Origin of the sequence: Paraburkholderia fungorum, assembly GCF_900099835.1 — a bacterium.
Classification (GTDB): domain Bacteria; phylum Pseudomonadota; class Gammaproteobacteria; order Burkholderiales; family Burkholderiaceae; genus Paraburkholderia; species Paraburkholderia fungorum_A.
The window spans coordinates 432,598-458,047 of the sequence record NZ_FNKP01000001.1 but is presented as its reverse complement, the minus strand read 5'-3'; the positions used below and the strand labels follow the sequence as shown (position 1 = coordinate 458,047).

The following is a 25,450-nucleotide window of genomic DNA, read 5'->3' as shown; positions in this document are numbered from 1 at the left end:
ACTCTAGCTCCAGATCCCGTCAACGTTGCGCGTTCGGATACCTGCCTGCCATGCGATTCTTTTCCGTGCTTTGCGTCGTTTCAGTTGGCTGGCTTGCCGGCATCCACGTCGCGAGCGCGAGCGTCGCAGATAAACTCGACGATCCGTATACCAACGAAGGCGAGACGCAAACCTTCACCGTCAACGCCGACGGTTCGTATTCCAAGCTCGATTCCCTGACGCTGCGCGTGAACAGCGAGGCCGGCGTCGCGCGGGTGGCGCAGCAATACGTCTGGTTCAACCGGAACATGGCGGACGTGCAGATTCTCGAGGCGTACACGACGACCGCCGACGGCGTGCGTCACGAGGTGCAGCCCGACCAGATCCGCGACGTACAGGAGGCCCGTTCGTTCGACGCGCCGATGTTCCAGGACATCCAGGAAAAGGTGATCGTGTTCCCGGCGGTCGAACCGGGCGCGCGCGTGCATCTGGCGTATCGCAAGACGCAGAAGCAGCCGATCGTGCCCGGCGAATTCAGCGACTTCACGCCGCCCGATCTTGCGCCGACCCACAACTTCCGTCTGATCTACGACCTGCCCGCCGGCAAGCCGCTTTATGCCGACGCCAGGGGTTTCACCGCGCAATCACCGGTCACACTGAACGGCCGCACGCGTTACGAATTCCGCTACGACAAGGCGCATTTCAGTCGGCTGGAGAATGGCTCGATTGCGTACGTGTCGTATGGCGACCGGCTGATGGTGTCGACCTTTCCCGACTACGCCGCCTTCGCCGCGACCTATCGCGAATCGGCTGCGGACCCGGGCGCGCACGATCCGGCAATCACGAGGCTCGCGCAGCAACTCACCGCGCACGACCGCACGCCGCGCGACAAGGCGAAAACGCTGTACGACTGGGTCCGCCGCAATGTGCGCTACGTGGCGATCAACGTCGGGCGCGGCGCGGTCGTGCCGCACAGCGCGAGCGCGATCCTCGCGAATCGTTATGGCGACTGCAAGGATCACGTCGCGCTGTACGGTGCGCTGCTCGACGCGGTCGGCGTGCGCAACGAGCCCGCGCTGATCAGCAGCGGCACGATCTACACGCTGCCGAGCGTGCCGGGTTACGGCGTCATCAATCACGTCATCACGTGGCTGCCGGACTTGCAGCAATACGCCGATTCGACCGCATCGAATGTCGAATTCGGCTTTCTGCCTTCCACCGATATGAACCGCCCGACCGTGCTCGTCGGCGACGGCGTGCTCGCCAATACGCCCGCTACCGCGCTGATGAAACGCAGCACCGATCTGTCGATCAAGGTCGATCCCGACGGCTCGGCGAGCTTCACGTACAGGCTGGAAGACAACGGCCCGTTCGCGGAACAGGCGCGTGCGCGATTGCGCATGCAGACACCGTCGCAGCGCGAGGAGTCGATTCAGGCCGAGTTGCGCGGCGCGAACCTGCGCGGCACGGCCACGCTCAGCACCAACGATCTGAACGTGGCCGACGGCCCGCTGACGATCACGATGAAAGGCACGCTGGAGAGTCTGGTCGTGCCCGGCGCGGCGGCGTCGATTCGCGCGCTGACGAGTCTCGCCGGCGGCGTCGAAGCGGATACGCGTTACTGGCTCGGCGAGCGGCGGCGCACGCAGCCGTTCGTTTGCCACAACCTGTCGCTGCACGAACATGCGCGCATCGAGTTGCCTGCCAACTTCCATGTGCTCGATATGCCGGAGGCGAAGCGCGCACAAGACCGCTTCGTCGATTTCCAGTCGCAATACGCATTCGATCCGTCGAGCAACGTGGTGACGATGACTCGCGACGGCACCACGCATTTCGATAGCGACGTGTGCTCGCCCGACGATTTCGCGCAGATGCGTCCGGCGATCGAGGCGATCGGGCGAGACGTGCGCGCCGAGGTGATTGTGAAGTCGACGCTGGTGGAGTCATCGAGTGTGGCGTCGCAGGCGCCTTGAAGCGTATTGCACGCCGCCACACTCGAAACTCGAATCGCAGGGTTCAAACCGGCCAGAGCGGCCCTTCCTGCATGGCGCCGAGTTGCTCGCGCATTTCGAGGATGCGGTCTTCCCAGTAGCGCTGCGTGTTGAACCACGGAAACGCTGCGGGAAACGCGGGGTCGTCCCAGCGGCGCGCAAGCCACGCCTGATAGTGAACCAGCCGCAGTGTGCGCAACGCTTCGACCAGATAGAGTTCGCGCGGCTCGAATTCGCAGAAATCTTCGTATCCGGCGAGCAGATCGGCCAGCGCACGCGATGCCTCGGCACGCTCGCCCGGTAGCAATAGCCACAAATCCTGCACGGCCGGACCCATCCGGCTATCGTCGAAGTCGACGAAATGCGGGCCGGCATCGGTCCACAACACATTGCTCGGATGACAATCGCCGTGCATTCGCAGCATGCGAATTTCGCCGGCACGCTCGAACGCGCGCTCCACACCTTCGAGCGCGAGATTCACAACGGTTTCCCATGCAGTGCGAACGTCGTCGGGGACGAAACGCTGCGCGAGCAAAAAGTCGCGCGGCTCGTAGCCGAAGGTGTTGATGTCGAGCGTAGGACGTTCGGCGTAATTTTGCGTCTGACCAACCGCGTGAATGCGGCCGATAAACCGCCCAAGCCATTCGAGCGTGTCGCTACGGTCGAGGTCCGGCGCGCGACCGCCGCGTCGCTCGAAGATCGAAAAGCGGTAGCCGTCGAACGTATGCAGCGTGCGGCCATCAAGTACGCGCGCGGGCACTGCCGGAATCTCGCGCGCGGCGAGGTCGGCGACGAACGCGTGCTCTTCGAGAATCGCGGCATCGCTCCAACGCTCCGGACGATAGAACTTCGCGACAACCGGCGGACCGTCTTCGACGCCCACCTGGTACACACGGTTCTCGTAGCTGTTGAGCGGCAGCATGCGGCCATCGGTGCGCACGCCTGCCGTGCTGAGCACGCTGTCGAGCGCGTCGAGCACGATTTCCGGCTGGAGCCGGGCGAAAGGCGCGGCGCTAGTGGCGCCGTCCTGAGGATCGGAAATGTCGTCGTTCATGCCCGCATTGTGCGCCGCGCCGCCGTCAAAGACGAGGGCCACGGCTCACGTTGCGGTTGAACATACGAATGACACGGCGACTTCAGCGTGACTTACAACACGCTTAACATCGCGCGCACGTAGCGAAACTCACAGCACGATCAATGTATCTGCGCGCTGGACGGACGCACCTGCTCGCCCGTATCGATCAGGTCTTCGAGAAAAAAGGGTTCAGTATTCAGGTGCTGCGACGTACCGGGCTCGCCCGCGTACCACGCAACCATGGCCATGTCGCCCAGAATGCGCATGACAATTCCGCGCGCGCCTTGCGGCACGGCGATGTGCACCGATCGGACAATGGAACCGATTTGCATGATGTTTCCCCGTTTCTCCCGTAGCCGGCTTTATGATTTCGCGCCGGTCAAGGTGATGATAAAAGCGTCGCTCCGTCGATAACGTTGCTTACGCACCCAATCTGCTGCGCGTGATACGCGTGAGAGGTTGAAAGTCATTGTTCCCGTTTTAAGGGACTTTGGAAAGTGCAAACGAAAATATCAAAAATGCAGGTAAAAACCGCTTCACCCGTCGTTTCGCCCTATTCCAATTACGGCTCGCTCAAACCATCATCTCGGCTTAACGCGTCGTAACGAGACAATCATAAACCCACCCGGGGGGAGATATCAAAAACGTGCACAACGTCCAGCTTATTTGCAACGTTTGCGGGCCGCGTAAGCTCGCTGTCATCGGCATTTATCGATTGCGCTAGTCATGTGGATTGTTCGACTCGCGCTTCGGCGCCCCTATACCTTTGTCGTCCTGGCCCTGCTACTTCTGATCGTCGGGCCGCTGACCATTCTTCGTACGCCCACCGACATTTTCCCGAACATCGATATACCGGTGCTCTCGGTAATCTGGTCGTATAACGGTCTGCCCGCCGACGAAATGGAAAAGCGCATCGTGCTCAATTACGAGCGCGGCCTCGCGACCACCGTCAATGATATTGAACATACGGAATCGACTTCGCTGAACGGCATCGCCGTCATCAAGATTTTTTTCCAGCCGCACGCGAATATCGACGAAGCGCTGGCTCAGGTCACCGCGCTGTCGCAAACGCAATTGCGCTCGCTGCCGCCTGGCATCACGCCGCCGAATATCCTGCGCTATAACGCGTCGACGGTGCCGATCTTGCGGCTCGCGTTGTCGTCGGCGTCGCTGACCGAGCAGGAGCTGTTCGACTTCGGCAATAATTTTCTGAAGACGCAACTCGCCACCGTGCCCGGCGCGTCGGTGCCATTGCCGTATGGCGGCAAGCAGCGGCAGATCATGGTCGATATCGATTCGCGCAAATTGCAGGAGCGCAATCTGTCGCCGCTCGATGTGGTCAACGCGGTCACCGCGCAGAACCTGATTCTGCCGTCGGGCACCGCGAAAATCGGCTCGACTGAATACTCGGTGGAAATGAACGGCAGCCCGGATTCGCTCGCCGGCCTCAACAATATTCCGATCAGATCCACCGCGAACGGCACCGTTTATATTCGCGATGTCGCGCATGTTCGCGACGGCTTCCAGCCGCAAACCAATATCGTGCGCGTGAACGGCCAACGCGCGGCGCTGCTCACGATTAACAAAAGCGGCAATACGTCCACACTGGAAATCGTCGACCGCATCAAATCGATGATGCCAACGCTGCGCAATCTCGTGCCCGAGTCGCTAAATATCGACCCCGTTGCCGATCAATCGCTATTCGTGCGTGCTTCCGTGCAGGGCGTATTGCGCGAAGCGTTGATCGCCGCGTGCCTGACAGGTCTGATGATTCTGTTGTTCCTCGGCAACTGGCGCGCAACGCTAATCATCGCCGTGTCGATTCCTCTGTCGATGATCACATCGATCATCGCGCTCTCGATGCTCGGCGAAACCATCAACATCATGACGCTCGGCGGCCTCGCGCTCGCGGTCGGGATTCTGGTGGACGATGCGACCGTCGCGATCGAAAACATCAGCCATCAACTGGAACAGGGCAAAAATCTCGAGCAGGCGATTCTCGACGGCGCGCATCAGATTGCGATTCCGACGCTGGTGTCGACGCTGTCCATCTGCATCGTGTTCGTGCCGATGTTCATGCTGACGGGCGTCGCGCACTATCTGTTCATTCCGCTCGCGGAAGCCGTGGTGTTCGCGATGCTGGCGTCGTATTTCTTCTCACGTACGCTCGTGCCGACGCTCGCGAAATACCTGCTACGCCATCACCATGTGGCGACGACCGCGCATCACGGGTCTGTGCAAACGCGCAATCCGTTCATGCGGGTTCACTATGCATTCGAGCGCGGCTTCTCGCGTTTGCGCGACCGTTATCGCGTGTTCCTCGAAGCACGCGTTGCGCGGCCGGGTCTTTTCGTTACGCTGTTTCTGGTTTGCTGTGGCGCGTCGATGCTGCTCGTGCCGTTTATCGGTCGCGACTTTTTCCCGGCCGTCGATGCAGGCACCATCGCGCTGCATCTGCGTGCGAAAACCGGCATGCGTGTGGAAGAAACAGCGGTCATGACCGATCGGGTCGATACGCGCATTCGTCAGTTGATCCCTGCGGGCGAGTTGCATTCGATCATCGACAATATCGGTTTGCCGGTGTCGGGTATCAATCTTTCGTACGGCAGCACCGGCACGATCGGCACGTCGGATGCGGACGTGCTCATCACGCTCAATCCCGATCATCATCCGAGCGCCGATTACGTTCGCACGCTGCGGCGCACGCTCACCGACGAATTTCCCGGCGTGCAGTTCGCGTTTCTACCGGCGGATATCGTCAGTCAGACGCTGAATTTCGGCATGCCGTCGCCGATCGATATTCAGATCGTGGGCCGCGATGTCGCGGGCAATCGCGTGTTTGCTGCGAAGTTGCTGAACCGTCTGCGCGCAGTGCCGGGTCTCGCCGATGCCCGCATCCAGCAGCCTGCGGATTTGCCGCGTATTTTCATCGACGTGGACCGCACGCGCGCACAGCAAGCCGGTTTCTCGCAACACGACATCGCGAGCAATCTGCTGATCACGCTGTCGGGCAGCCAGCAAACCACGCCGACGTTCTGGCTCAATCCGCGCAATGGCGTGAGCTATAACGTGATCACGGAAGCGCCGCAATACACGATCGATTCGCTGCAATCGCTCGCGAATATTCCGTTGAACGCGAACGGTCGCAGCAACATTCTTGGCTCGCTCGCGACGATGAAGCGCGAAGCCGGCAATGCAACGATCAACCACTACAACGCGCAGACCACGATCGATATTTACGGCACCGCCGACGGTCGCGATCTCGGCGGCGTCTCGGACGATATCCGCAAGATCATCGACGACTCGAAGGCGGAGCTGCCGAAAACATCGACTATCGAAGTGCGCGGCCAGGTGCAGACCATGAACGATTCGTTCTCGGGTCTGTTCGCCGGGCTCGTGTTCGCGATCCTGCTGGTGTATCTGCTGATCGTCGTGAATTTCCAGTCGTGGCTCGATCCGTTCATCATCATCACCGCGCTGCCGGGTGCGCTCGCGGGCATCGTGTGGATGCTGTTTCTCACGCACACCACGCTGTCGATTCCCGCGCTGACCGGCGCGATCATGTGTATCGGTATCGCCACGGCCAACGCGATTCTCGTGATCAGCTTCGCGCGCGAGCAGTTACTCGAACACGGCGACGCCACGCGCGCGGCAATCGAAGCAGGCTTCACGCGTTTCCGTCCGGTGCTGATGACCGCGCTCGCGATGATCATCGGCATGGTGCCGATGGCGATCGGTCTCGGCGAAGGTGGCGAGCAGAACGCGCCGCTCGGGCGCGCGGTGATCGGCGGTCTGACGGTCGGCACGCTGGCGACGCTGATCTTCGTGCCGGTGGTGTTCTCGATGATCTACAAACGGCTCGCGGCGCGGCGTCTGCGCGCGGCCGAACACGTGGTGCAGAAACCATGAAGCCGACTAACGCCATCGCCATCGCAATGACACGCTACACAAGAGGCAGCGCCGACTGCCCACGCATCTTCACAGGGGAAGTCTGATGGAAGCAAAACGTCCGGACGGTTCCAGTTCCGATACCGATACTGCGCACCGTCCCGCAAAAACGAAGCGCACTCGCGCAATTGCCGTCGCGGTGGCGTTGGCCGTGATTGCGCTCGCCGCGCAAGGCATCTGGTCGCGTCACGATGCGCACGCCGCGCTCGAACGCGATGCGGAGCATGCGAGCCAGTTGAGCGTCGAAGTGGTGCGGCCGCAGAAGTCGTCGGTTGGGCTCGATCTTGTTTTGCCCGGCAATGTGCAGGCTTTTCTCGACACGCCGATCTATGCACGCACCAGCGGCTATCTGAAGAAGTGGTACGCCGATATCGGCGCACATGTGAAGAGCGGCCAGTTGCTCGCGGAAATCGACACGCCCGAAGTGGACGATCAGTTGCGCGCCGCCCGCGCGGATCTCGCGAATGCCGAGGCCAATTACGCGCTGGCGAAAAGCACCGCCGATCGCTGGACCGACATGCTGAAAAGCAAGTCGGTATCGAAGCAGGAAACCGAGGAAAAAGTTGGCGACATGCTGGCGAAAAAAGCCACGCTCGACGCCGCGCGCTTCAACGTTGCGCGACTCGAAAAAACGCAATCGTTCCAGAAGGTCTACGCGCCGTTCGACGGCACGGTGACCGCGCGCAATGTCGATGTCGGCGCGCTGATCGACGCGGGCAGCGCGGGCGGTCCGACGAAGGAACTGTTTCATGTTGCGCAGGCGGATCGTCTGCGAGTGTATGTGAACGTGCCGCAGGCATACGCACAGCAAATCCGCGCGCAGCAGAGCGCGTTTTTGACGCTGACGGAAACGCCATCGAAGCATTATCCGGGGACGGTGGCGCGTACGGCGGGCGCAGTCGATGCGCAACAACGCACGATGCTGGTCGAAGTCGATGTCGACAATCGCAGCGGCGAATTGCTGCCGGGTGCGTATGCGCAGGTGCATTTTGCGTTGGGCACAGGCGAGGCGCCGTTCACGCTACCGGGCAACGCATTTCTGTTTCGCCCGGATGGCGTGAAGGTCGCGACCGTGGACGCCGATCACAAGGTGAGGTTGTTGCCGGTATCGCTGGGAACGGACTTCGGCACACGTGTGGCGATTGCGTCGGGTTTGCAAGGCAACGAACAGGTGATTCTGAATCCGCAGGATTCGATCGTCGACGGAGCGGCGGTGCGGATTGCACCGCGCAAGGCGGATAACGCGAAGGGTGCTTCTGGTGCTTCCGCAGCGCCAGGCGGCGAAGGGAAAGCGGAGGCGTCGTCATGAACGCGCTGGTCTCACGCGGCGAATCCACACGGTCACGCGGGCGCGCTTATACGCGAGTTTGGTCAGTCGCTGCGCTTGTGTTCGCGCTCACCGCCTGTACCGTCGGCCCCGACTACGTGAAGCCGCCCACCACCACGGCCGCCACCTACAAGGAACTCGCGGGCAGCGGCTGGCAACCTGCGCAGCCCGCCGATACGCTCACGCGCGGCGCCTGGTGGAACATCTACGCAGACCCATCGCTCGATTCGCTCGAACAGCAGGTCGCCACCGCCAACCAGAACGTGCAGTCGGCCGAAGCGCGCTTTCGCGCCGCCCGCGCGACCGTCGCGCAATACCGGTCGAGCTTCTTCCCGGTCGTCAGCGCAAATGGCAACTATTCGCGGGCACGGTCGTCGGAGAACGTGCTGCACAAATCGACCGCTGGCCTCACGCTGAACGACTACCTCGTACAAGCGGACGCGTCGTGGGAACCTGACCTGTGGGGTCGCGTGTCGCGCAGCGTCGAAGGCGCGAAAGCCCAGGCGCAAGCCAGTGCCGCCGACGCCCAGGCCGTGCTTCTGTCGATGCAGGCCGAACTCGCCACCGACTACTTCGAGCTACGCGGACTCGATCAGGAGCGCCAGCTTCTCGACGACACGCTCAAGGCCTACAGCGAAGCGCTCGATCTGACGCAGCATCGTTACGCGGGCGGCATCGCCACCGACGCCGACGTCGCGCAGGCGCAAACGCAACTCAAAACCACGCAGGCACAGGCACTCGATCTCGGCGTGCAGCGCGCGCAGCTCGAACACGCGATCGCGATCCTGATCGGCCAGTCGCCTTCCACTTTCTCGTTGCCGGTTGCGCCGCTCACGGCCGTGCCGGTGGTGGCGGCAGCGGGCGTGCCGTCCACGTTGCTTGAGCGACGGCCCGACATTGCAGCGGCGGAAAGACAGGTTGCCGATATGAACGCACAGATCGGCGTGGCGACGGCGGCGTTTTTCCCGAGCCTCGTGCTGTCGGTGACGGACGGACTCGAAGCGACCAACTACAGCCAGTGGCTGCTCGCGCCGAGCCGCTTGTGGTCGCTCGGACCGGCGCTCGCGGGCACGCTGCTGGATTTCGGCGGACGCGCATCCGTGAAAGAACAGGCGCGCGCGCACTACGACGAAAGCGTCGCGCAATACCGTCAAACGGTGCTCACGGCCTTCGGCGAGGTCGAGGACAATCTCGCCGCGCTGCGTGTGCTCGAACAGGAAGCCAGCGCGCAGGACGACGCGGTAAGCGCCGCGCAACGGTCGCTGGCGGTCGTGTCGGACCGCTATAAGAACGGCGCGATTACCTATCTGGATGTGGTCGTCGCGCAGACTACGGCTCTGACGAATGAGCGCAATGCGGTGTCGATCGCGCGTCGGCGGATGGCTGCGAGCGTCGCGCTGGTGAAGGCATTGGGCGGCGGCTGGAACGTGTCAGATCTGCCGACTGATGAGCAGATCGTGCATCCGCCGGCGCCTGCGAGCGCGAGCGATACGGGGGCGGGGGCGGGGGCCGGGGCGGCGCACGGTTGAGCGGCGTTTTTTTGCGGGCGAGGGGAAAGGTGCTGAGGCGAGTGACGTGGCTTTTTTGGTGCTTCCACGCTCCCGCGCTGGACTGAACGCATTAGCAATGCCGCTTAATCCGTCGCTATTTCGCTTCGTGCGTGCGTGAACAACGCCCCCTCGCGCTTCACGACAAGCCGACTTGGCCCCGCGCTATCTCGCCGTGTGCCTTGTGCCTTGTGCCTTGCGCCTTGTGCTCTCGCTCTCCGGTTTTCGCCCTTCGCCCTTCGCCCTTCGCCCTTGCCTCCCCCCTCTCATCTATCCCCGCTGCCCGCCCCGCCAACCCAATCGTTCTTTTCAGCGTATCGTTAACTCCTTCGAAGACTTCGCTTCCTCCCAGGAGATTTTTTTGTGACCCCCTCGCCGGAATCCCACCGGACTGCTTCATCGGCTGCTCCCACTTCGTCTGCTTCCTTCACCGCCTCCGCCTTGTCCGACGTCGCTGATATCCCCTACCTGGAACGCGGTTCGCGAGCCTACTGGCGCGCCAGCATCGCGCTGCTGTTCGCCGGATACGCCACATTCTCGCTGCTTTACTGCGTACAGCCGTTGCTGCCCGCGTTCTCCGCGACGTTCAACGTGACGCCCGCGCAGTCCAGCCTGTCGCTGTCGTTCAGCACCGCTGCACTCGCGCTCGCCATTTTTGTCGCCGGTTTCGTTTCGGAAGGATGGAGCCGTCACAAGCTGATGACGCTCTCGCTCACCGTCTCCGCGGTGCTGACGATCTGCGTGTCGATCGCGCCGCAATGGCATCAACTGCTGGTGCTGCGCACGCTCGAAGGCCTCGCGCTCGGCGGTGTGCCCGCCGTCGCGATGGCCTACCTCGCCGAGGAAGTGCATCCCGACGGCCTCGGGCTCGCGATGGGCCTCTACGTCGGCGGCACTGCAATCGGCGGCATGGCCGGTCGCGTGATCACCGGCGTGGTCGCGGATCTGTTCTCGTGGCGCGTCGCGATCGGCACGATCGGCGTGCTCGGTCTTCTGTCGATGCTCGCTTTTCGCGCGCTGCTGCCGCCGTCACGCCATTTCGTGCCGCGCCGCGGGCTCGGCTTCGCGCATCACCGCACGGCGCTGCTCAAGCAATTCACGCGACCCGGCCTGCCGCTGCTGTTCCTGCAAGGCTTCGTGCTGATGGGCAGCTTTGTCACGCTGTACAACTACATCGGTTACCGGCTGCTCGCGCCGCCGTACCAGTTGAGTCAAACGGAAATCGGCGCGATCTTCGTCGTGTATCTGACGGGCGTGGTTGCATCGCCGTGGTCGGGACGCATGGCCGACACGTTCGGCCGCGCGCGTGTGCTCACCGCCAGCCTGCTGCTGATGGTGCTCGGTCTCGCGCTCACGCTGCTCCATCCGCTGGCCGCGATCACAGCCGGCATTGCCTGCGTGACGTTCGGCTTTTTCGCCGGACACTCGGTGGCGAGCGGCTGGGTCGGTCGCCTCGCGAAAGAAGCGAAAGGCCAGGCGGCCGCGCTGTATCTGCTCGCGTATTACACCGGGTCGAGCCTGATCGGTTCGTACGGCGGTCATGTGTGGGCAAATCACGGCTGGAACGGCGTCGCCGGATTGGTCGGCACGCTGCTCGTTATCGGCATTGTTGCGGCGACCCGGTTACGCGGACGCGAACAAATCGCGAGGTGATCGCGCGAGTCACGTTGTAATCCGTATCGCATGAAATACGATCAAAAAGTAAGGACGACGTAAGCAAACGCTTCATTTTTTCTTCGCGTTTTGCTGCGCCGCGCCAATCTCGGCGAGCCTTGATGGCTCTGGTTTCAGCAGCTTGCGAATAGCTGTCGAAACGCCGCCGGGCGTCGTTATGTTGGTCAAACTGTCTCCTATACTCAAACTGAGCTTTGGCGATACATGACTCCATGAAAGGAGCCGCCGCCTTCGCCAGTAATACATAAGGAGACAACCATGACGACCTACTTCACGATCGGCGATTTCATCCTGGTGATTCCGATGGCGCTGGCCGGTGCGCTGTTTGTCGGCGCGCTTCCCTGCAAGACGGAATTGCGGCACAACGCGCTGCGGGTCGTTGGCGCGCTGATCGGCGTGATGTGCGCGGTCGCGCTGGTCGAAGGATTGCCCGCACTGGTCTAGCGACAGCGCAAAAAAAGCCGCCTCACGGGCGGCTTTTCTACTGACGGGGTGACGTTTCGCGGATCAGATCGCCTGATCCGTGGACGGCTTTTCCCAGAGGTTGATTCCACCTTCGGTCGCATAGCGATCGATCTCGGCGAGTTCGTCCTTCGAAAACGCGAGGTTCTTCAGCGCGCCGACGTTCTCGCGCACCTGTTCAGCACGGCTCGCACCGATCAGCACCGACGTCACGCGTGGATCGCGCAGCGCCCACGCAAGCGCCATCTGCGCGAGGCTTTGTCCGCGACGCTGGGCGATGTCGTTCAGCTTGCGCACGTGCTCGATATTTTGCGGGCTCAAATGCTCCTGCTTCAGCGAGCCGCCACCCGGCTTGTTGACGCGCGCGTCGTCCGGCACGCCGTTCAGATACTTGCCGGTCAAGAGACCTTGCGCGAGCGGCGTGAACGCGATCGAACCCGCGCCGACCTGCTCCAGCGTATCGAGCAACTCATGCTCGATCCAGCGGTTGAGCATGTTGTACGCCGGTTGATGAATCAACATCGGCACCTTGTATTCGGCGAGCAGCTTCGTCATTTCGAGCGTCTTCGCTGCCGAGTACGACGAAATGCCGATGTACAGAGCCTTGCCCTGCTGAACCGCAGTCGCCAATGCGCCGGCGGTTTCTTCGAGCGGCGTGTCCGCATCGAAACGATGCGAATAGAAAATGTCGACGTAGTCGAGGCCCATGCGTTGCAGGCTCTGGTCGAGACTCGCGAGCACGTACTTGCGCGAACCGCCGCCCTGGCCGTACGGACCCGGCCACATATCCCAACCCGCCTTCGACGAGATCAGCAGTTCATCGCGATACGGCTTGAAGTCGTCCTTGAACAGGCGGCCGAAATTCGTTTCCGCACTGCCGTACGGAGGGCCGTAGTTGTTCGCGAGGTCGAAGTGCGTGATGCCGAGATCGAAGGCCGTGCGCAGGATGTCGCGCTGCGTGGAGATCGGCGTGGTGTCGCCGAAGTTGTGCCACAGGCCGAGCGAGAGCGCCGGCAGTTTGAGACCCGATTTGCCGCAGACGCGGTACTGCATGTCCGAATAGCGTTCTGAAGCTGCTTCGTAAGCCATTGCTTGTGTCCTTGTTGGTGGAAGTCACCCGGTCATTGCGGGCGTGAGGCAATCGCGTGCTGCGGAGGCGTTCTGCTGCGATCTGTTGTCTGTTTTATCGAGGTAAAGCGGCAGGCAGACCGCTATGTTAGCCAATCGAAGCGAGACGTGCATGCGCCCAGTATGCGGGATGGACGATTGCTGACCGCTCCCCTAAACTTTGGCCGATCAAAGTCAAGGGAGAGCATCAGATGACGAAAGCGATTTCGATCGCGCTGATTGTCGGCGGTATCGTGTTGTTGTATTTCGGCGGGCAGGCGTTCAATTCGGTGAGCAGCGACGTCGCGCGCTTTTTCACCGGTTCGCCGAGCAACAAGGCGATCATGCTGATCGTGGGTGGCGTGGTGGCGACGCTTGCGGGAATCACCGGCATGGCGTTGTCCGGACGCAAGCGGTAATGGATTCGTGATTGGCGCGGCGCCTGGTGGTCTGTCTGTTCGAATGCTGATTAAACACATTCAAGCGCCGCTGCCGGAATCGGCAAATTAAAACGCCACCTCAGGCTTCGCCGCCGACCGGGTTCCCGGCAACGGCACATTGCTCGCACCGTGATAGGTGTACACGAGCGAAAACTTCACCTGATCGCTGAGATTCTTGCCCGCTGAATGCAGCGTGTTGCAGTGGAAAAACACCACGTCGCCGGCTTTGAGTTCGGGCGACACGGCACTGCGAATCCACGCCTGATTTTCTTCCAGATCCGAACGGAAAAACTTGGCTTCATCGAAACGATCCGATGTGAACGGAGCGTTGTGCGATTTCGGCACCAGCCACAGAGCGCCGTTGTCGACGGTTTCGGAACCTACCGCGAGCCACACCGACACCAGATCGTCCCGCTCGAACGACCAGTAACGCACATCGCGATGCCAGCCGGTCAGGCTGCCGTACGCCGGGTGCTTGGTCATCATGCAGTTGTGATGCGCACGCGACAGACGCGGCTCTTCACCGAAATACAGTTCCATCCAGCCGCGGATTTCCGGCGCGGTCGCCCATTGCGCAAACGCCGGGTGACGGCCATATGCGTCGAGCAAACGCCGCACCGTATGTCCGCCAGGCGCATGCTTCGAAGACGGCGCGCCCGGATATTGCAGATCCGCTTCGAACTCGATCGGCGTGGCGGCTTCGACCAACTGCTGCTGCGCAATCTGCTTCAGTTCTTCGCAGCGCTCGGGTGACACCAATCCGGGCACGACGACAAAACCCTGCTCCCGCAACGTATGAATCTGCTCTTTCTTCGAATGAAGTGACATGGTGTTCCGTTACTGTTCACTAACTGATGCTCGATTGTAAAACGGGCGCGATGGCGGTGCGCGCAGTTTCACCGTGCCGCGAGTCGCGATGACCTTACCGCCTTACGCACTACTTTCACGCGTCGCGATTTATTGGGTGGCACGTTGAATGGGCAAACACGCACGATAATCGACCGCAAAGGGCGCGATCGATCCGGTATGCGCTGCGATCAACCCGGTAAAAACCCGTATTCGCAGGGTAAAAACCGACTTTCTGGCGTCACGAATCGCGTGTAGCCTGCACGCATGTTGATCGTCACTCCCGCGTTTTTGCACCGTGCACCGGCCGTCAAGGCCCGAGCCGTCGGCCTCCGCGCTTTTTTCAGTCGAATTCCGGGCATTCGTGCCGTTTATCGCGACGCCGTTATTGGCACATTTGGTGCTGCTAATGGCGCACTTTCCGTCGCGCGACACATTGCCCACTTGTGAAGCCATGCATACTCTTCTGAGCACCCGTCTTACCCGCGCCGCGCTGAAAGCGGCGCGTCCTGCGCGCCGTCATGTGATGCGCGCGCTGCGTCACCACGCCACGCGCACCCGCGCATTAGGCGAACAGTGGCGCGATGCGAAAGCCGTCGACGGCATTCGCACGTGGTTCCACACATTCTTCTCCGCATTGCGATTGCAGGGCAGTTCGCGACGCTTTTCACTTCGCACGCTGCTGCGCAAACCGACGCCGCTGCATCTGTCGCTGAAGAAGCGCATTGCCATCGCCGCGCCGAAGAACACGAGCCGCAAGCCGCGCCGGATGTCGACGAACGGCAGCACGGGCTGGTTCGCGTTCGCGTTTTCGAGCCGCTGAGCGAATCGTTAAAGCAGCTTTTCAACGCGATGCAATAGCGTTGGCGCGACCTGGACGGCAAACAGCGCGATGCAGGTATTGGCTGTAACCAGCATGATCCAGGTGCGCTTAAGCGAGCACCCTGGCTTGCGCAGTTCGGACGGAAACCGCGCTTTCATCTCGCTGCTGTTCAGCGCAACGCAACCGGCAACAAAAAACCCCGCACGGCTTTCGCCGTGCGGGGTTTTTCGCTTCTGAAACGTGTGCGGCTAGCGCTTATTCAGCCAGCGCGGCAACCGGTTCCGTGCCGGCGGCTTCGGCGAGTGCCAGAGCCTTGTCGGTGGCTTCCCACGTGAATTCCGGCTCTTCGCGGCCGAAGTGGCCATACGCAGCGCTCTTCTCGTAGATCGGACGCAGCAGGTCCAGCATCTGGATGATGCCCTTCGGACGCAGGTCGAAATGCTCCTGCACCAGACGCGTGATCGTCGCATCCGACACGCGGCCCGTGCCGAACGTGTTGACCATGACCGAGGTCGGCTGAGCCACGCCGATCGCGTACGAAACCTGAATCAGGCAGCGCGAAGCCAGACCAGCGGCCACGATGTTCTTCGCGACGTAACGGCCGGCGTAAGCCGCCGAACGGTCGACCTTCGACGGGTCCTTGCCCGAGAACGCGCCGCCGCCGTGCGGAGCAGCACCGCCGTACGTATCGACGATGATCTTGCGGCCCGTCAGACCGCAGTCGCCTTGCGGACCGCCAATCACGAAACGGCCGGTCGGGTTCACCAGGAACTTGATGTCGCCCTTGATCAGGTCAGCCGGCAACGTCGGCTTGATGACTTCTTCGATCACAGCTTCGCGCAGCGTGTTCAGATCGATGTCCGGCGAATGCTGCGTGGACAGCACGACGGTGTCGATCGAATGCGGCTTGCCGTCGACGTAACGCACGGTGACCTGCGACTTCGCATCCGGGCGCAGCCACGGCAAACGGCCGTCACGGCGCAGATTCGCCTGACGCTCGACCAGACGGTGCGACAGGTGGATCGGCAACGGCATCAGTTCCGGCGTTTCTTCACACGCATAGCCGAACATCAGGCCCTGGTCGCCAGCGCCTTGATCGAGGTTGTTGTCGTGCGCGCGGTCCACGCCCTGGGCGATGTCCGGCGATTGCTTGTCGTACGCGACGAGCACCGCGCAGCCGCGGTAGTCGATGCCGTAGTCGGTGTTGTCGTAGCCGATGCGCTTGATCGTGTTGCGCGCGACCTGGATGTAATCGACGTTCGCGGTCGTGGTGATTTCACCGGCCAGCACGACGAGACCCGTGTTGCACAGCGTTTCGGCTGCGACACGCGAATATTTGTCCTGCGCGAGGATGGCGTCGAGAATGGCGTCCGAAATCTGGTCCGCGACTTTGTCGGGATGGCCTTCGGAGACGGATTCGGAAGTGAAGAGATAGTCGTTTGCCACGTTGCAGACTCCTGTTGTGTGGTTACGGTTGAGTTTCACGTAGCCAGCTTCGGGAGTCTGAAGCGGCGACGCTTTAGCGGATTACCTGACCGACCGGCGCTTTTCACACGATTAACACGTGGATCGCACCTGCCAGCTTCGCCCCGCAAGTTGTCTATTAACTCGGCGAAGCCCTTATTATAGCGACTTCCATTGATTGTCACAGAGTGTCCACGAGTGCGGTATTACGACAACTTTTCCGCTTTCCTGAAACCCGTTACGTGTCACCCCTCCTTTTCGGAGGCCGCATGCTGAGCCGATATGGGGTGAAGCTCGCGATCGGGTTGCTAAAACTTTTCGCGCTGCTGCCGTACGGGTTCATCGCCCGTCTCGGTGACGGCCTCGGCTGGCTGCTCTATCAGATTCCGAGCCGGCGCAAGCGCATCGTTCATATCAATCTGAAGTTGTGCTTCCCGGAATGGAGCGACGAGCGCCGCGAAGACGTCGCGCAGAAGCATTTTCGCCACGCGATCCGCAGCTATCTGGAGCGCAGCGTGCAGTGGTTCGGCTCCGCGAAAAAGCTCGAGAAGCTGGTCCAGGTGGACAGCGAAATCGATCTGACGGACCCGGATATGCCGCCTACGCTGCTGCTCGGCTTTCACTTTGTGGGCATCGAGGCTGGCTCGATCTTTCTGAATTACTCGCTCAAGCGCCAGTGCGGTTCGCTTTATCAGCCGATGTCGAACCATGAACTCGACGAAGTCGCCAAAGCGGCGCGGGCGCGTTTCGGCGCGGATATGGCGAGCCGCGCCGACAGCGCGCGCATCGTGCTGCGCTGGCTGCGCGAACGCAAACCGGTGATGCTCGGCGCGGACATGGATTACGGCGCGCGCAATTCCACCTTCGTGCCCTTTTTCGGTGTGCCGACCTGCACGCTGACCGCCGTGGGACGTCTCGCGAAGGTCGGGCATGCGCAGGTCGTGCCGTTCATCGGCGAGGTGCTGCCGAACTACAAGGGTTATCGGCTGAAGGTGTTCAAGCCGTGGGACAACTATCCGACCGGCGACGACGACGCGGACGCACGTCGAATGAACGCGTTTCTCGAAGAACAGATTCCTTTGATTCCCGAGCAGTATTACTGGGTGCACAAGCGCTTCAAGACCCGGCCGCCAGGCGACCCGAGCGTTTATTGATCGGCACGACCGGCACGCCCAACGTAATCCACCGAGTCCGCGAAAAAAGCGCCCGAACGCGGAAATAATGCGGCGTTCGGCGCACCCGCGGGCGCGTCACTTACAATAGCGCGATGAAATTGAAATTCACCAAAATGCACGGCGCGGGCAACGACTTTGTCGTGCTCGACGGCTACACCCAACCGGTCAACCTGACGCCGGCGCAGGTGCGCGCGCTCGCGGACCGGCATTTCGGCGTCGGCGCCGACCAGCTTCTGCTGGTCGAAAAGCCCACCATTGAAGGCGTCGATTTCAGGTACCGCATCTTCAATTGCGACGGTGGCGAAGTCGAGCATTGCGGCAACGGCGCGCGCTGCTTCGTCAAGTTCGTGCGCGACAACGGCCTCACCGATCAACGCACAGTGCGCGTGCAGGTGCAGAACGGCACCATCACGCTGACCATGCAGGAAAACGGCGAAGTGCTGGTCGACATGGGCGCGCCGGTGTTCGAACCGGAACGCGTGCCGTTCGCCACCAAAGGGATCGTGGGCCGCCGCGAAGGCGCGGACACGCTCTGGCCGCTCGACGTGAACGGCACGACCCGCTGGATTTCAGTGGTGTCGATGGGCAATCCGCACGCGGTGCAGATCGTCGACGACGTCGAGGCATTCCCGGTGCTGGTCGAAGGTCCGGTGATCGAGAAGCATGCGCGCTTTCCGCAGCGGGTGAACGCGGGCTTCATGCAGATCGTCGGCCGTAGCGAGGTCAAGCTGCGCGTCTACGAACGTGGCGCGGGCGAGACGCTGGCCTGCGGCACGGGCGCGTGTGCGGCGGTGGCCGCGGGCATCCGTCGCGGTCTGCTGGATGCGCCGGTGCTGGTGCACACGCACGGCGGCAAGCTCACCATCACGTGGGACAGCGCGAAGGAAAACGAGCCGTTGCTGATGGCCGGCCCCGCCGCGACCGTCTTCTCGGCCGAAATCGAGCTGGCCGACTGACCGGCCCGATCGAGCGGATTGAATGACTGGCTGGCCGATTATCGAAGCAGGTAGCGTCTCATCGACGCGCGTCATCGACGATTAACGGCCGCCTGAACTGATTGACCGATGCGCCGCCTCAGGCGGCGTCCCGTAGTCCTTTAGCCGAAACCATGAACGATCGCGAAGTCGCCGACTACCTGCTCGCCACCCCCGAATTCTTCGCCGACCACGCGGAAATGCTCGCGACTATCCGGCTTGCGAACCCGCATGGCAAAGCCGCGGTGTCGCTGCAGGAGCGGCAGATGGAAATGCTGCGCGACAAGAACAAGCATCTCGAACGGCGCCTGGCCGAATTGCTGCGCTACGGTCACGAGAACGACAGCATCGCGTCGAAATTCAACCGTTGGACCATTCGCGTGCTGGGCGAGCGCGATCCGTACGCATTGCCGCGCACCATCGCCACCGGCTTGCGCGAAATCTTCGACGTGCCGCAAGCGGCACTGCGCGTGTGGGATGTCGCCGAGCCTTACGCACAGGCCGATTTCGCACGTCATACCGGCGAGGAAGTGCGCATTTTCGCGAGCAGCCTCACGTCGCCGTATTGCGGCGCGAACACGGGCTTCGAAGCCGCGCAATGGCTGATGCCGGCAGCGAACGCAGCGAGCGATGAAAACGCCTCCGGCAACGGCGCAGCCGATCAGCCGCACGTCACCGAATCGATCGCACTGCTTGCGCTGCGCGACCCCGAAGGCAAGGAAGACGCGCCCACGTTCGGCTTGCTGGTGATGGGCTCGGCGGACGCACGCCGCTTCCACGACGGCATGGCCACCGACTTCCTGACGCAGATCGGCGCGCTGGCCAGCGCCGCGCTGAGCCGCCTTTTGCCGCGCTGATCCTGCGATCATCCCGCGCCAGCCGCCGCCCAAGCCCACCGTGACCGACGCCGCCGACCCGATCGCCGCTTATCTGTCGAATCTCGAACATGAGCGGCGGCTGTCGGCGCATACGCTGCGCGGCTACGCGCACGAACTCGAAGAACTCCGGTTGCTGGCCAAAGGCCGGCCGCTGGAAAGCCTCACCGCCGTGGACATTCGCGGCGCCGTATCGCGAGCGCACGCGGGCGGACTGACGGCTCGCTCGATCAGCCACCGGTTGTCGGCGTGGCGCGCGTTTTATCGCTGGCTCGCCGGCCGCATCGATCTGCCGGCCAACCCCGTCGCCGCCGTGCGCGCGCCGAAGCAGGCCAAGACGCTGCCCAAAGCCCTCTCCGTCGACGACACCGCGCGCCTGATGGACAGCCCGCGCCCTGAATCGGCGGAAGGTTTGCGCGATGATGCGATCCTCGAACTGTTCTACTCGTCCGGGCTGCGTCTCGCGGAACTGGTCGGTCTCGACGCGCGGTACACCGACGCCGACGGCTACCGCTCCGCCGGCTGGCTCAAGCTGGATTCCGCCGAAGTCGAAGTGCTCGGCAAGGGCAACCGACGCCGCCTCGTGCCGGTCGGCAGCAAGGCGCTGGAAGCTTTGCGAGCCTGGCTCGCGGTGCGCGACCAGATGGTGAAGCACGATCCGCATCCGCTCTTTCTGTCGGCGCGCGGCAACCGGCTGTCGCCGAATGTCGTGCGAGACCGCGTGAAGCGCGCGGCGCTGGCTGCCGGCATTCCCGCCAACGTGCATCCGCACGTGTTGCGGCATTCGTTCGCCACGCACGTGCTGCAGTCGAGCGGCGATCTGCGCGCCGTTCAGGAGTTGCTCGGCCACGCCAGCATCACCGCGACGCAGGTTTATACCGGGCTCGATTTCCAGCATCTCGCCAAGGTCTACGATCAGGCGCATCCGCGCGCCAAAAAACGCGACTGACGCCGCTTTTTGCGGTTTTGTCGTCCCCTTTTCGCTGTCCCCGCCGTGAGCGTTTTGCCATCCGGCCACCCCGCCACCTGGTTAATCGTTCACCGCTCATTGCCCTGCTGACATCCTGATGAATACCGTTACGCTCAAACCGTCGAAAGAAAAGTCGCTGCTGCGCCGCCACCCGTGGGTCTATGCCAACGCGATCGACCGCGTCGACGGCAATCCCGCGCCCGGCGCGACCGTGCTGGTGCGCGCGCACGACGGCCGCTTCCTCGCACGCGCCGCCTACAGCCCGCATTCGCAGATCCGCGCCCGCGTGTGGAGCTTCGACGAAAGCGAGCCGATCGACCACGCGTTCTTCAAGCGCCGCGTGCAGCGCGCGCTCGCACATCGTCAGACGATGGTCCACGACACCGGCGCAGTGCGGCTGATTTTCGGCGAAGCGGACGGCCTGCCCGGCCTGATCGTCGATCACTACGTCGCCGAAGACGAAGGTCAGCGCAGCCAGCTGGTCTGCCAGTTCATGGCGACGGGCGTCGAAGCGTGGAAGGAAGCGATCGTCGCGGCGCTGGTCGGCGCGACCGGTTGCCCGAACGTCTACGAGCGCTCGGACGTGTCGATCCGCCAGAAGGAAGGGCTTGAGCAGATCACCGGCGTGCTGGCGGGCGAACCGCCGTCGGACAAGCTGATCGCTAGCGAAAACGGCGTGCGCTATCACGTCGACGTGCTCAACGGCCATAAGACCGGCTTCTACGTCGATCAGCGCGACAACCGCCTGCTGGTGCAACAACTCGCGCAGGATCGCGAGGTGCTGAACTGCTTCTGCTACACCGGCGGTTTCTCGCTGGCGGCGCTGAAGGGCGGCGCCAAGCGCGTGGTTTCGGTCGATTCATCGGGTGAAGCTCTGACGTTGGCCCAGCAGAACGTCGCGGCCAACGGCTTCGACGCCGAACGCGCCACGTGGCTCGACGCCGACGCGTTCAAGACGCTGCGCCGTCTGTACGACGAAGGCGAGCGTTTCGACCTGATCGTGCTCGATCCGCCGAAATTCGCACCGTCGAAAGAACACGTGGACCGCGCGTCACGTGCTTATAAAGACATCAACCTGACCGGCCTGAAACTGCTGCGCCCGGGCGGCTTGCTGTTCACCTACTCGTGCTCCGGCGCGATCGACTCGGAGTTGTTCCAGAAGATCGTCTCCAGCGCGGCTGCCGACGCCCGCGTCGACGCCCGCATTCTGAAGCGCCTCGGCGCGGGTGTGGATCATCCGCTGTTGACGGCTTTCCCGGAAGGCGAATACCTCAAGGGCCTGCTGTTGCAAATCGCCTGATCGCCCATAGTTCCTATGGCTATTTCAGGCCGCCGATGGCGTCGCGCATTGCGGCTCGCCAGCGCAGGCCCGGCAGATATGTTTCAATAACCGGCTGGACAGGGCTGCGCGCCGCGAGGCTGCCGCGCCCGCTTACCGACCGCGAATTCACCCAATTACGCACCGTTTCACGTACATACAGGCGACCAACATGATCCCAGTCACCATCCTGACCGGCTTTCTCGGCAGCGGCAAAACGACCCTGCTCAAGCGCATCCTGAATGAAAAGCACGGCATGAAGATCGCCGTGATCGAGAACGAGTTCGGCGAAGAGAACATCGACAACGAAATTCTCGTGCAGGACACGAGCGAGCAGATCATCCAGATGAGCAACGGCTGCATCTGCTGCACGATTCGCGGCGACCTGTCGCGCGTGCTCGGCGATCTGGCATCGCAAAAGGTCTCGGGTCTGGTCGATTTCGACCGCGTCGTGATCGAAACGACCGGCCTTGCCAATCCGGGCCCGGTCGCGCAGACCTTCTTCATGGACGACCAGATCGCCAGCGAATACCTGCTCGACGCGATCATCACGCTGGTCGACGCGAAGCATGCGAACCATCAGCTCGACGAGCACGAAGTGGTACAGCGCCAGGTCGGTTTCGCCGATCGCCTGTTCATCACGAAGGCCGATCTGGTCGACGAAAAGCACGTAGACGACCTGCGTCACCGCCTGCTTCACATGAACCCGCGCGCCGCGGTCAAGACCGTCAATTTCGGCGAAGCGGACATCAAGGAAATCTTCGACCTGCGCGGTTTCAACCTGAATTCGAAGCTCGAAATCGATCCGGACTTCCTCGTCGAGGACGAACACGCACACAGCCACGCTCACGCGCATGACGAGCACGGCCATACGCACGCGGATCACGCCGGGCACGATCACGAAAATTGCGATCACGACCACGGCAAGTGCGACCACGAAGGCCACGACCACGGACATCACCATCACGCGCATCACGACGACAAGATCAAGTCGTTCGTGTACCGCAACGACCGCCCGTTCGATCCGAACAAGCTCGAAGACTTCCTCGGCGGCATCCTGCAGATTTACGGTGAACGCCTGCTGCGCTACAAGGGCGTGCTGTATATGAAGGGCGTGGATCGCAAGGTCGTGTTCCAGGGCGTACATCAGATGATGGGCAGCGATCTGGCCGCCAAATGGCAGCCGATCGAGAAAAAGACCAACAAGATGGTGTTTATCGGCATCGAACTGCCGCAAGACCTGATCACCGACGGTCTGGACGCCTGCCTCGCCTGAGCGGGCTCGCATAAGTGAATGGGTTAGCGCGTTCGGCGCGTTGCGGGTGGCATCTTTTGCACTGTTTGTGCTTTTTGCACCCCTCGTGATTCGCCGAACCGCCTTAACCGGAAAAGCAGATCCACCGTGTCGCATCTACCGGGCGGCACGCAATATGCTAATTCCCACGACATCGGTATCGACGCAAAATAAATCGCAGATGGCGTTAATCATCTGCTAAATACGTGCGTGAGTGGCCGAACGGTCCCTTAAAGATCGCATGTGTGAAAAACGCGTGAAAACCCTGTTGCATTAAAGCGTGCACTACCATCGCTTTTTGGCTCAACGCGCGTTATATTTTCGGGATATCAGTGCGCCGCAAGGGGATTTTCACCAGATGCGGTGCGGGATTGTGATTCAGTTACAATACGTGCCCACTGGAGAATGACAACGAATTGCCCGGTATGCGCGTATGCCGCGCCGGGCCTGAAGCGGCGCCGGAAAATCTTGTCCGGAAATCACGCCGACAATGCCGGCTGGCACAGCCTGAAAAGGTCGCTGCCGGCAAGCAATACCTCAGGAGCATTTGAGAATCGGTTTCCAGAGGAGTTCGGCCCCGCATTGGCGTTGCGACGCCCGGCGTGTGGGCGCCAGGCGCTTCGGCGTCACGACAGTCCACCGTCCGTGCCCGCCTGCGCTTTCGCGTCCTCAAGGCGCCTTTGCGGGCAATACGAAAGTGCGGGCACTATGTAAGAGTTTTGCCTCACATTGAAGAAGTAAGCCAGATGACGACGAAACGACTCTTGACCGAAGCCGAAATCCTGAAGATGAGCGACAAGGATTACATGAATGAGGATCAGCTCGCCTTCTTCAAGAACAAGCTCGAACAACTGCAGGCGGACATTCTCCGCAATGCCGGCCAAACGACCGAAAATCTTCGCGAAACGGTGATCGTGCCCGACCCGGCCGACCGCGCGACGATCGAGGAAGAGCATGCGCTCGAACTGCGCACGCGCGACCGCGAGCGCAAGCTGCTGAAGAAGGTGCAGCAATCCATCGCGCGGATCGATTCCGGCGACTACGGCTGGTGCGAAGAAACCGGCGAGCCGATCGGCATTCCGCGTTTGCTCGCACGTCCCACTGCCACCCTGTCGCTCGAAGCGCAGGAACGCCGCGAACTGCGCCAGAAGCTGTTCGGCGACTGATCGCCACCGGCGCGGCTTCGGCTCCGCGCCCTGACACGCTGCTTCGTCGAGAGGCGCACGGTGCTCCGTGCGCCTTTTTTCTTTTGTGCGACAGCGGTTGCCGCCCATTGGGAAATGCGGCTTCGCGCGATGCGACGCGACCTGCCACGTAAGCGGGTACTCACTGCTGCACGCGGCTTTCCTCGCGCGATTCCGCGCACGCGATCTCGAACACCACTCCGACGCACGTTCCGATTTGCGTCACTCCCCTCTTCCGTTCTCAATCACCTGTTTTTTGTCTTATGCCTTCTGGCGGCTCTTGATATGACCGCGTACGCCCTAAAATAAATCGGACATGCGCTGCACGAGCGCGCCGACCTGAGTGCCTGCTTTCAATGTCGCGCGCCGTCCGCTTTCAGGATTCATGCGGTAGCGCACCGCGCTGCTGCGTCCTACCCGTTTTGCAAAGAGGAACGCATATGGAGCAATTTCACGGCACGACGATCGTCTCCGTGCGCCGCGGCGACAAGGTCGCGCTCGGCGGCGACGGCCAGGTGACACTGGGCAACATCGTCATGAAGGGCGGTGCGAGGAAAGTCCGGCGCATCTATAACGGCAAGGTGCTGGTCGGCTTCGCCGGCGGCACGGCCGACGCCTTCTCGCTGCTCGACCGCTTCGAAGCGAAGCTGGAAAAACACCAGGGCAACCTCACGCGCGCCGCCGTCGAACTCGCGAAAGACTGGCGCACCGACCGCATGCTGCGCCGTCTGGAAGCCATGCTGATTACCGCCGACGCCACCACCACCCTCGTCATCACCGGCAACGGCGACGTGCTCGACCCCGAAGGCGGCATCTGCGCAATCGGTTCGGGTGGTTCGTATGCGCAAGCCGCGGCGATTGCGCTGGCCCAGAACACGGAACTGTCGCCCCGCGAAATCGTGGAGAAGTCGCTGGAGATTGCCGGCGACATGTGTATCTACACGAACCACAACCGCGTCATTGAGACGATCGAGTAA

22 protein-coding genes are annotated in these 25,450 nt (G+C 62.0%); 16 read left to right on the top strand and 6 right to left on the bottom strand.

What is annotated here, in order from left to right; all coding sequences use genetic code 11:
• The first annotated feature begins 50 nt into the window (after positions 1 to 50).
• Complete coding sequence (locus BLS41_RS02065) at positions 51 to 1,952, top strand: DUF3857 domain-containing transglutaminase family protein (RefSeq protein ID WP_074762718.1); 1,902 nt, start codon at positions 51 to 53, stop codon at positions 1,950 to 1,952.
• Between the two features lie 43 nt (positions 1,953 to 1,995).
• Here the strand turns inward: BLS41_RS02065 and BLS41_RS02060 are convergent, their stop codons facing one another.
• Entirely contained in the window at positions 1,996 to 3,024 is a 1,029-nt protein-coding gene (locus BLS41_RS02060; protein ID WP_074766219.1) for a serine/threonine protein kinase, read from the bottom strand.
• A 140-nt stretch (positions 3,025 to 3,164) separates the two neighbouring features.
• A complete protein-coding gene (locus BLS41_RS02055) occupies positions 3,165 to 3,377 on the bottom strand; it encodes a hypothetical protein (RefSeq protein ID WP_074762717.1) in 213 nt (70 codons plus the stop codon).
• Between the two features lie 394 nt (positions 3,378 to 3,771).
• Here BLS41_RS02055 and BLS41_RS02050 point away from each other — a divergent pair, with 394 nt between their 5' ends.
• The 5 genes from BLS41_RS02050 (at position 3,772) to BLS41_RS02030 (ending at position 11,985) form a co-directional block, all read left to right on the top strand.
• A complete protein-coding gene (locus BLS41_RS02050; protein WP_074762716.1) occupies positions 3,772 to 6,954 on the top strand; it encodes an efflux RND transporter permease subunit in 3,183 nt (1,060 codons plus the stop codon).
• A gap of 85 nt (positions 6,955 to 7,039) precedes the next feature.
• Positions 7,040 to 8,302, top strand: coding sequence for an efflux RND transporter periplasmic adaptor subunit (locus tag BLS41_RS02045; RefSeq protein WP_074762715.1), 1,263 nt, complete (start codon positions 7,040 to 7,042; stop codon positions 8,300 to 8,302).
• The gene (locus BLS41_RS02040; protein ID WP_143026205.1) at positions 8,299 to 9,849 is read left to right on the top strand and encodes an efflux transporter outer membrane subunit; all 1,551 of its coding nucleotides are present in this window, start codon (positions 8,299 to 8,301) and stop codon (positions 9,847 to 9,849) included. Before BLS41_RS02045 ends, BLS41_RS02040 begins: the two co-directional genes overlap by 4 nt.
• A gap of 459 nt (positions 9,850 to 10,308) precedes the next feature.
• Positions 10,309 to 11,520: an MFS transporter gene (locus BLS41_RS02035; RefSeq protein WP_253189602.1), complete on the top strand. Its 1,212-nt coding sequence runs from the start codon at positions 10,309 to 10,311 to the stop codon at positions 11,518 to 11,520.
• Between the two features lie 279 nt (positions 11,521 to 11,799).
• A complete protein-coding gene (locus tag BLS41_RS02030; RefSeq protein WP_074762713.1) occupies positions 11,800 to 11,985 on the top strand; it encodes a hypothetical protein in 186 nt (61 codons plus the stop codon).
• Positions 11,986 to 12,048: 63 nt separating this feature from the next.
• On the opposite strand, the gene mgrA is transcribed toward BLS41_RS02030, so the two are convergent.
• The gene (gene mgrA, locus BLS41_RS02025; protein WP_074762712.1) at positions 12,049 to 13,092 is read right to left on the bottom strand and encodes an L-glyceraldehyde 3-phosphate reductase; all 1,044 of its coding nucleotides are present in this window, start codon (positions 13,090 to 13,092) and stop codon (positions 12,049 to 12,051) included.
• A 230-nt stretch (positions 13,093 to 13,322) separates the two neighbouring features.
• Here mgrA and BLS41_RS02020 point away from each other — a divergent pair, with 230 nt between their 5' ends.
• The gene (locus BLS41_RS02020) at positions 13,323 to 13,529 is read left to right on the top strand and encodes a DUF3185 family protein (RefSeq protein ID WP_074762711.1); all 207 of its coding nucleotides are present in this window, start codon (positions 13,323 to 13,325) and stop codon (positions 13,527 to 13,529) included.
• Between the two features lie 87 nt (positions 13,530 to 13,616).
• Here BLS41_RS02020 and BLS41_RS02015 read toward each other — a convergent pair whose 3' ends face one another.
• Positions 13,617 to 14,378 carry a phytanoyl-CoA dioxygenase family protein gene (locus BLS41_RS02015; protein ID WP_074762710.1) on the bottom strand — a complete coding sequence of 254 codons (762 nt, stop codon included), beginning with the start codon at positions 14,376 to 14,378 and terminating at the stop codon, positions 13,617 to 13,619.
• A gap of 129 nt (positions 14,379 to 14,507) precedes the next feature.
• Positions 14,508 to 14,852 carry a hypothetical protein gene (locus BLS41_RS38235; RefSeq protein WP_143026204.1) on the bottom strand — a complete coding sequence of 115 codons (345 nt, stop codon included), beginning with the start codon at positions 14,850 to 14,852 and terminating at the stop codon, positions 14,508 to 14,510.
• On the opposite strand from BLS41_RS38235, the gene BLS41_RS02010 reads away from it, so the two are divergent.
• Complete coding sequence (locus tag BLS41_RS02010; RefSeq protein ID WP_074766216.1) at positions 14,851 to 15,219, top strand: hypothetical protein; 369 nt, start codon at positions 14,851 to 14,853, stop codon at positions 15,217 to 15,219. The two genes, BLS41_RS38235 and BLS41_RS02010, sit on opposite strands and share 2 nt — an antisense overlap.
• A 255-nt stretch (positions 15,220 to 15,474) precedes the next feature.
• Here BLS41_RS02010 and metK read toward each other — a convergent pair whose 3' ends face one another.
• The gene (gene metK, locus BLS41_RS02005; RefSeq protein ID WP_074762709.1) at positions 15,475 to 16,665 is read right to left on the bottom strand and encodes a methionine adenosyltransferase; all 1,191 of its coding nucleotides are present in this window, start codon (positions 16,663 to 16,665) and stop codon (positions 15,475 to 15,477) included.
• Positions 16,666 to 16,952: 287 nt separating this feature from the next.
• Between metK and BLS41_RS02000 the strand changes: the two genes are divergently transcribed.
• The 8 genes from BLS41_RS02000 to hslV all read left to right on the top strand — a co-directional run bounded on the left by BLS41_RS02000 (position 16,953) and on the right by hslV (position 25,450).
• The gene (locus BLS41_RS02000) at positions 16,953 to 17,837 is read left to right on the top strand and encodes a lipid A biosynthesis lauroyl acyltransferase (protein ID WP_074762708.1); all 885 of its coding nucleotides are present in this window, start codon (positions 16,953 to 16,955) and stop codon (positions 17,835 to 17,837) included.
• 113 nt (positions 17,838 to 17,950) lie between these two features.
• Positions 17,951 to 18,814, top strand: coding sequence for a diaminopimelate epimerase (dapF, locus tag BLS41_RS01995; protein WP_074762707.1), 864 nt, complete (start codon positions 17,951 to 17,953; stop codon positions 18,812 to 18,814).
• Between the two features lie 152 nt (positions 18,815 to 18,966).
• The gene (locus BLS41_RS01990; protein WP_074762706.1) at positions 18,967 to 19,689 is read left to right on the top strand and encodes a DUF484 family protein; all 723 of its coding nucleotides are present in this window, start codon (positions 18,967 to 18,969) and stop codon (positions 19,687 to 19,689) included.
• Between the two features lie 40 nt (positions 19,690 to 19,729).
• Positions 19,730 to 20,656 carry a tyrosine recombinase XerC gene (xerC, locus tag BLS41_RS01985; RefSeq protein ID WP_074762705.1) on the top strand — a complete coding sequence of 309 codons (927 nt, stop codon included), beginning with the start codon at positions 19,730 to 19,732 and terminating at the stop codon, positions 20,654 to 20,656.
• 118 nt (positions 20,657 to 20,774) lie between these two features.
• Positions 20,775 to 21,977 (top strand): class I SAM-dependent rRNA methyltransferase, encoded by a 1,203-nt coding sequence (locus BLS41_RS01980; protein WP_074762704.1) that lies wholly within the window; start codon positions 20,775 to 20,777, stop codon positions 21,975 to 21,977.
• 190 nt (positions 21,978 to 22,167) lie between these two features.
• Entirely contained in the window at positions 22,168 to 23,271 is a 1,104-nt protein-coding gene (locus BLS41_RS01975; RefSeq protein ID WP_074762703.1) for a CobW family GTP-binding protein, read from the top strand.
• 764 nt (positions 23,272 to 24,035) lie between these two features.
• On the top strand, positions 24,036 to 24,455 hold the full coding sequence (dksA, locus tag BLS41_RS01970; protein WP_012431412.1) for an RNA polymerase-binding protein DksA: 420 nt from the start codon (positions 24,036 to 24,038) through the stop codon (positions 24,453 to 24,455).
• Positions 24,456 to 24,913: 458 nt separating this feature from the next.
• Complete coding sequence (hslV, locus tag BLS41_RS01965) at positions 24,914 to 25,450, top strand: ATP-dependent protease subunit HslV (protein ID WP_074762702.1); 537 nt, start codon at positions 24,914 to 24,916, stop codon at positions 25,448 to 25,450.

Coding starts and splice junctions, on each gene's coding strand:
- dapF (WP_074762707.1), top strand. CDS start 17,951: ATGAAATTGAAATTCACCAAAATGCACGGCGCGGGCAACGACTTTGTC.
- BLS41_RS02040 (WP_143026205.1), top strand. CDS start 8,299: ATGAACGCGCTGGTCTCACGCGGCGAATCCACACGGTCACGCGGGCGC.
- BLS41_RS02020 (WP_074762711.1), top strand. CDS start 13,323: ATGACGAAAGCGATTTCGATCGCGCTGATTGTCGGCGGTATCGTGTTG.
- BLS41_RS02050 (WP_074762716.1), top strand. CDS start 3,772: ATGTGGATTGTTCGACTCGCGCTTCGGCGCCCCTATACCTTTGTCGTC.
- hslV (WP_074762702.1), top strand. CDS start 24,914: ATGGAGCAATTTCACGGCACGACGATCGTCTCCGTGCGCCGCGGCGAC.
- BLS41_RS02065 (WP_074762718.1), top strand. CDS start 51: ATGCGATTCTTTTCCGTGCTTTGCGTCGTTTCAGTTGGCTGGCTTGCC.
- BLS41_RS02055 (WP_074762717.1), bottom strand. CDS start 3,377: ATGCAAATCGGTTCCATTGTCCGATCGGTGCACATCGCCGTGCCGCAA.
- BLS41_RS01990 (WP_074762706.1), top strand. CDS start 18,967: ATGAACGATCGCGAAGTCGCCGACTACCTGCTCGCCACCCCCGAATTC.
- BLS41_RS02015 (WP_074762710.1), bottom strand. CDS start 14,378: ATGTCACTTCATTCGAAGAAAGAGCAGATTCATACGTTGCGGGAGCAG.
- BLS41_RS02030 (WP_074762713.1), top strand. CDS start 11,800: ATGACGACCTACTTCACGATCGGCGATTTCATCCTGGTGATTCCGATG.
- BLS41_RS02045 (WP_074762715.1), top strand. CDS start 7,040: ATGGAAGCAAAACGTCCGGACGGTTCCAGTTCCGATACCGATACTGCG.
- dksA (WP_012431412.1), top strand. CDS start 24,036: ATGACGACGAAACGACTCTTGACCGAAGCCGAAATCCTGAAGATGAGC.
- BLS41_RS01980 (WP_074762704.1), top strand. CDS start 20,775: ATGAATACCGTTACGCTCAAACCGTCGAAAGAAAAGTCGCTGCTGCGC.
- BLS41_RS02000 (WP_074762708.1), top strand. CDS start 16,953: ATGCTGAGCCGATATGGGGTGAAGCTCGCGATCGGGTTGCTAAAACTT.
- BLS41_RS01975 (WP_074762703.1), top strand. CDS start 22,168: ATGATCCCAGTCACCATCCTGACCGGCTTTCTCGGCAGCGGCAAAACG.
- mgrA (WP_074762712.1), bottom strand. CDS start 13,092: ATGGCTTACGAAGCAGCTTCAGAACGCTATTCGGACATGCAGTACCGC.
- BLS41_RS02060 (WP_074766219.1), bottom strand. CDS start 3,024: ATGAACGACGACATTTCCGATCCTCAGGACGGCGCCACTAGCGCCGCG.
- BLS41_RS38235 (WP_143026204.1), bottom strand. CDS start 14,852: ATGGCTTCACAAGTGGGCAATGTGTCGCGCGACGGAAAGTGCGCCATT.
- BLS41_RS02010 (WP_074766216.1), top strand. CDS start 14,851: ATGCATACTCTTCTGAGCACCCGTCTTACCCGCGCCGCGCTGAAAGCG.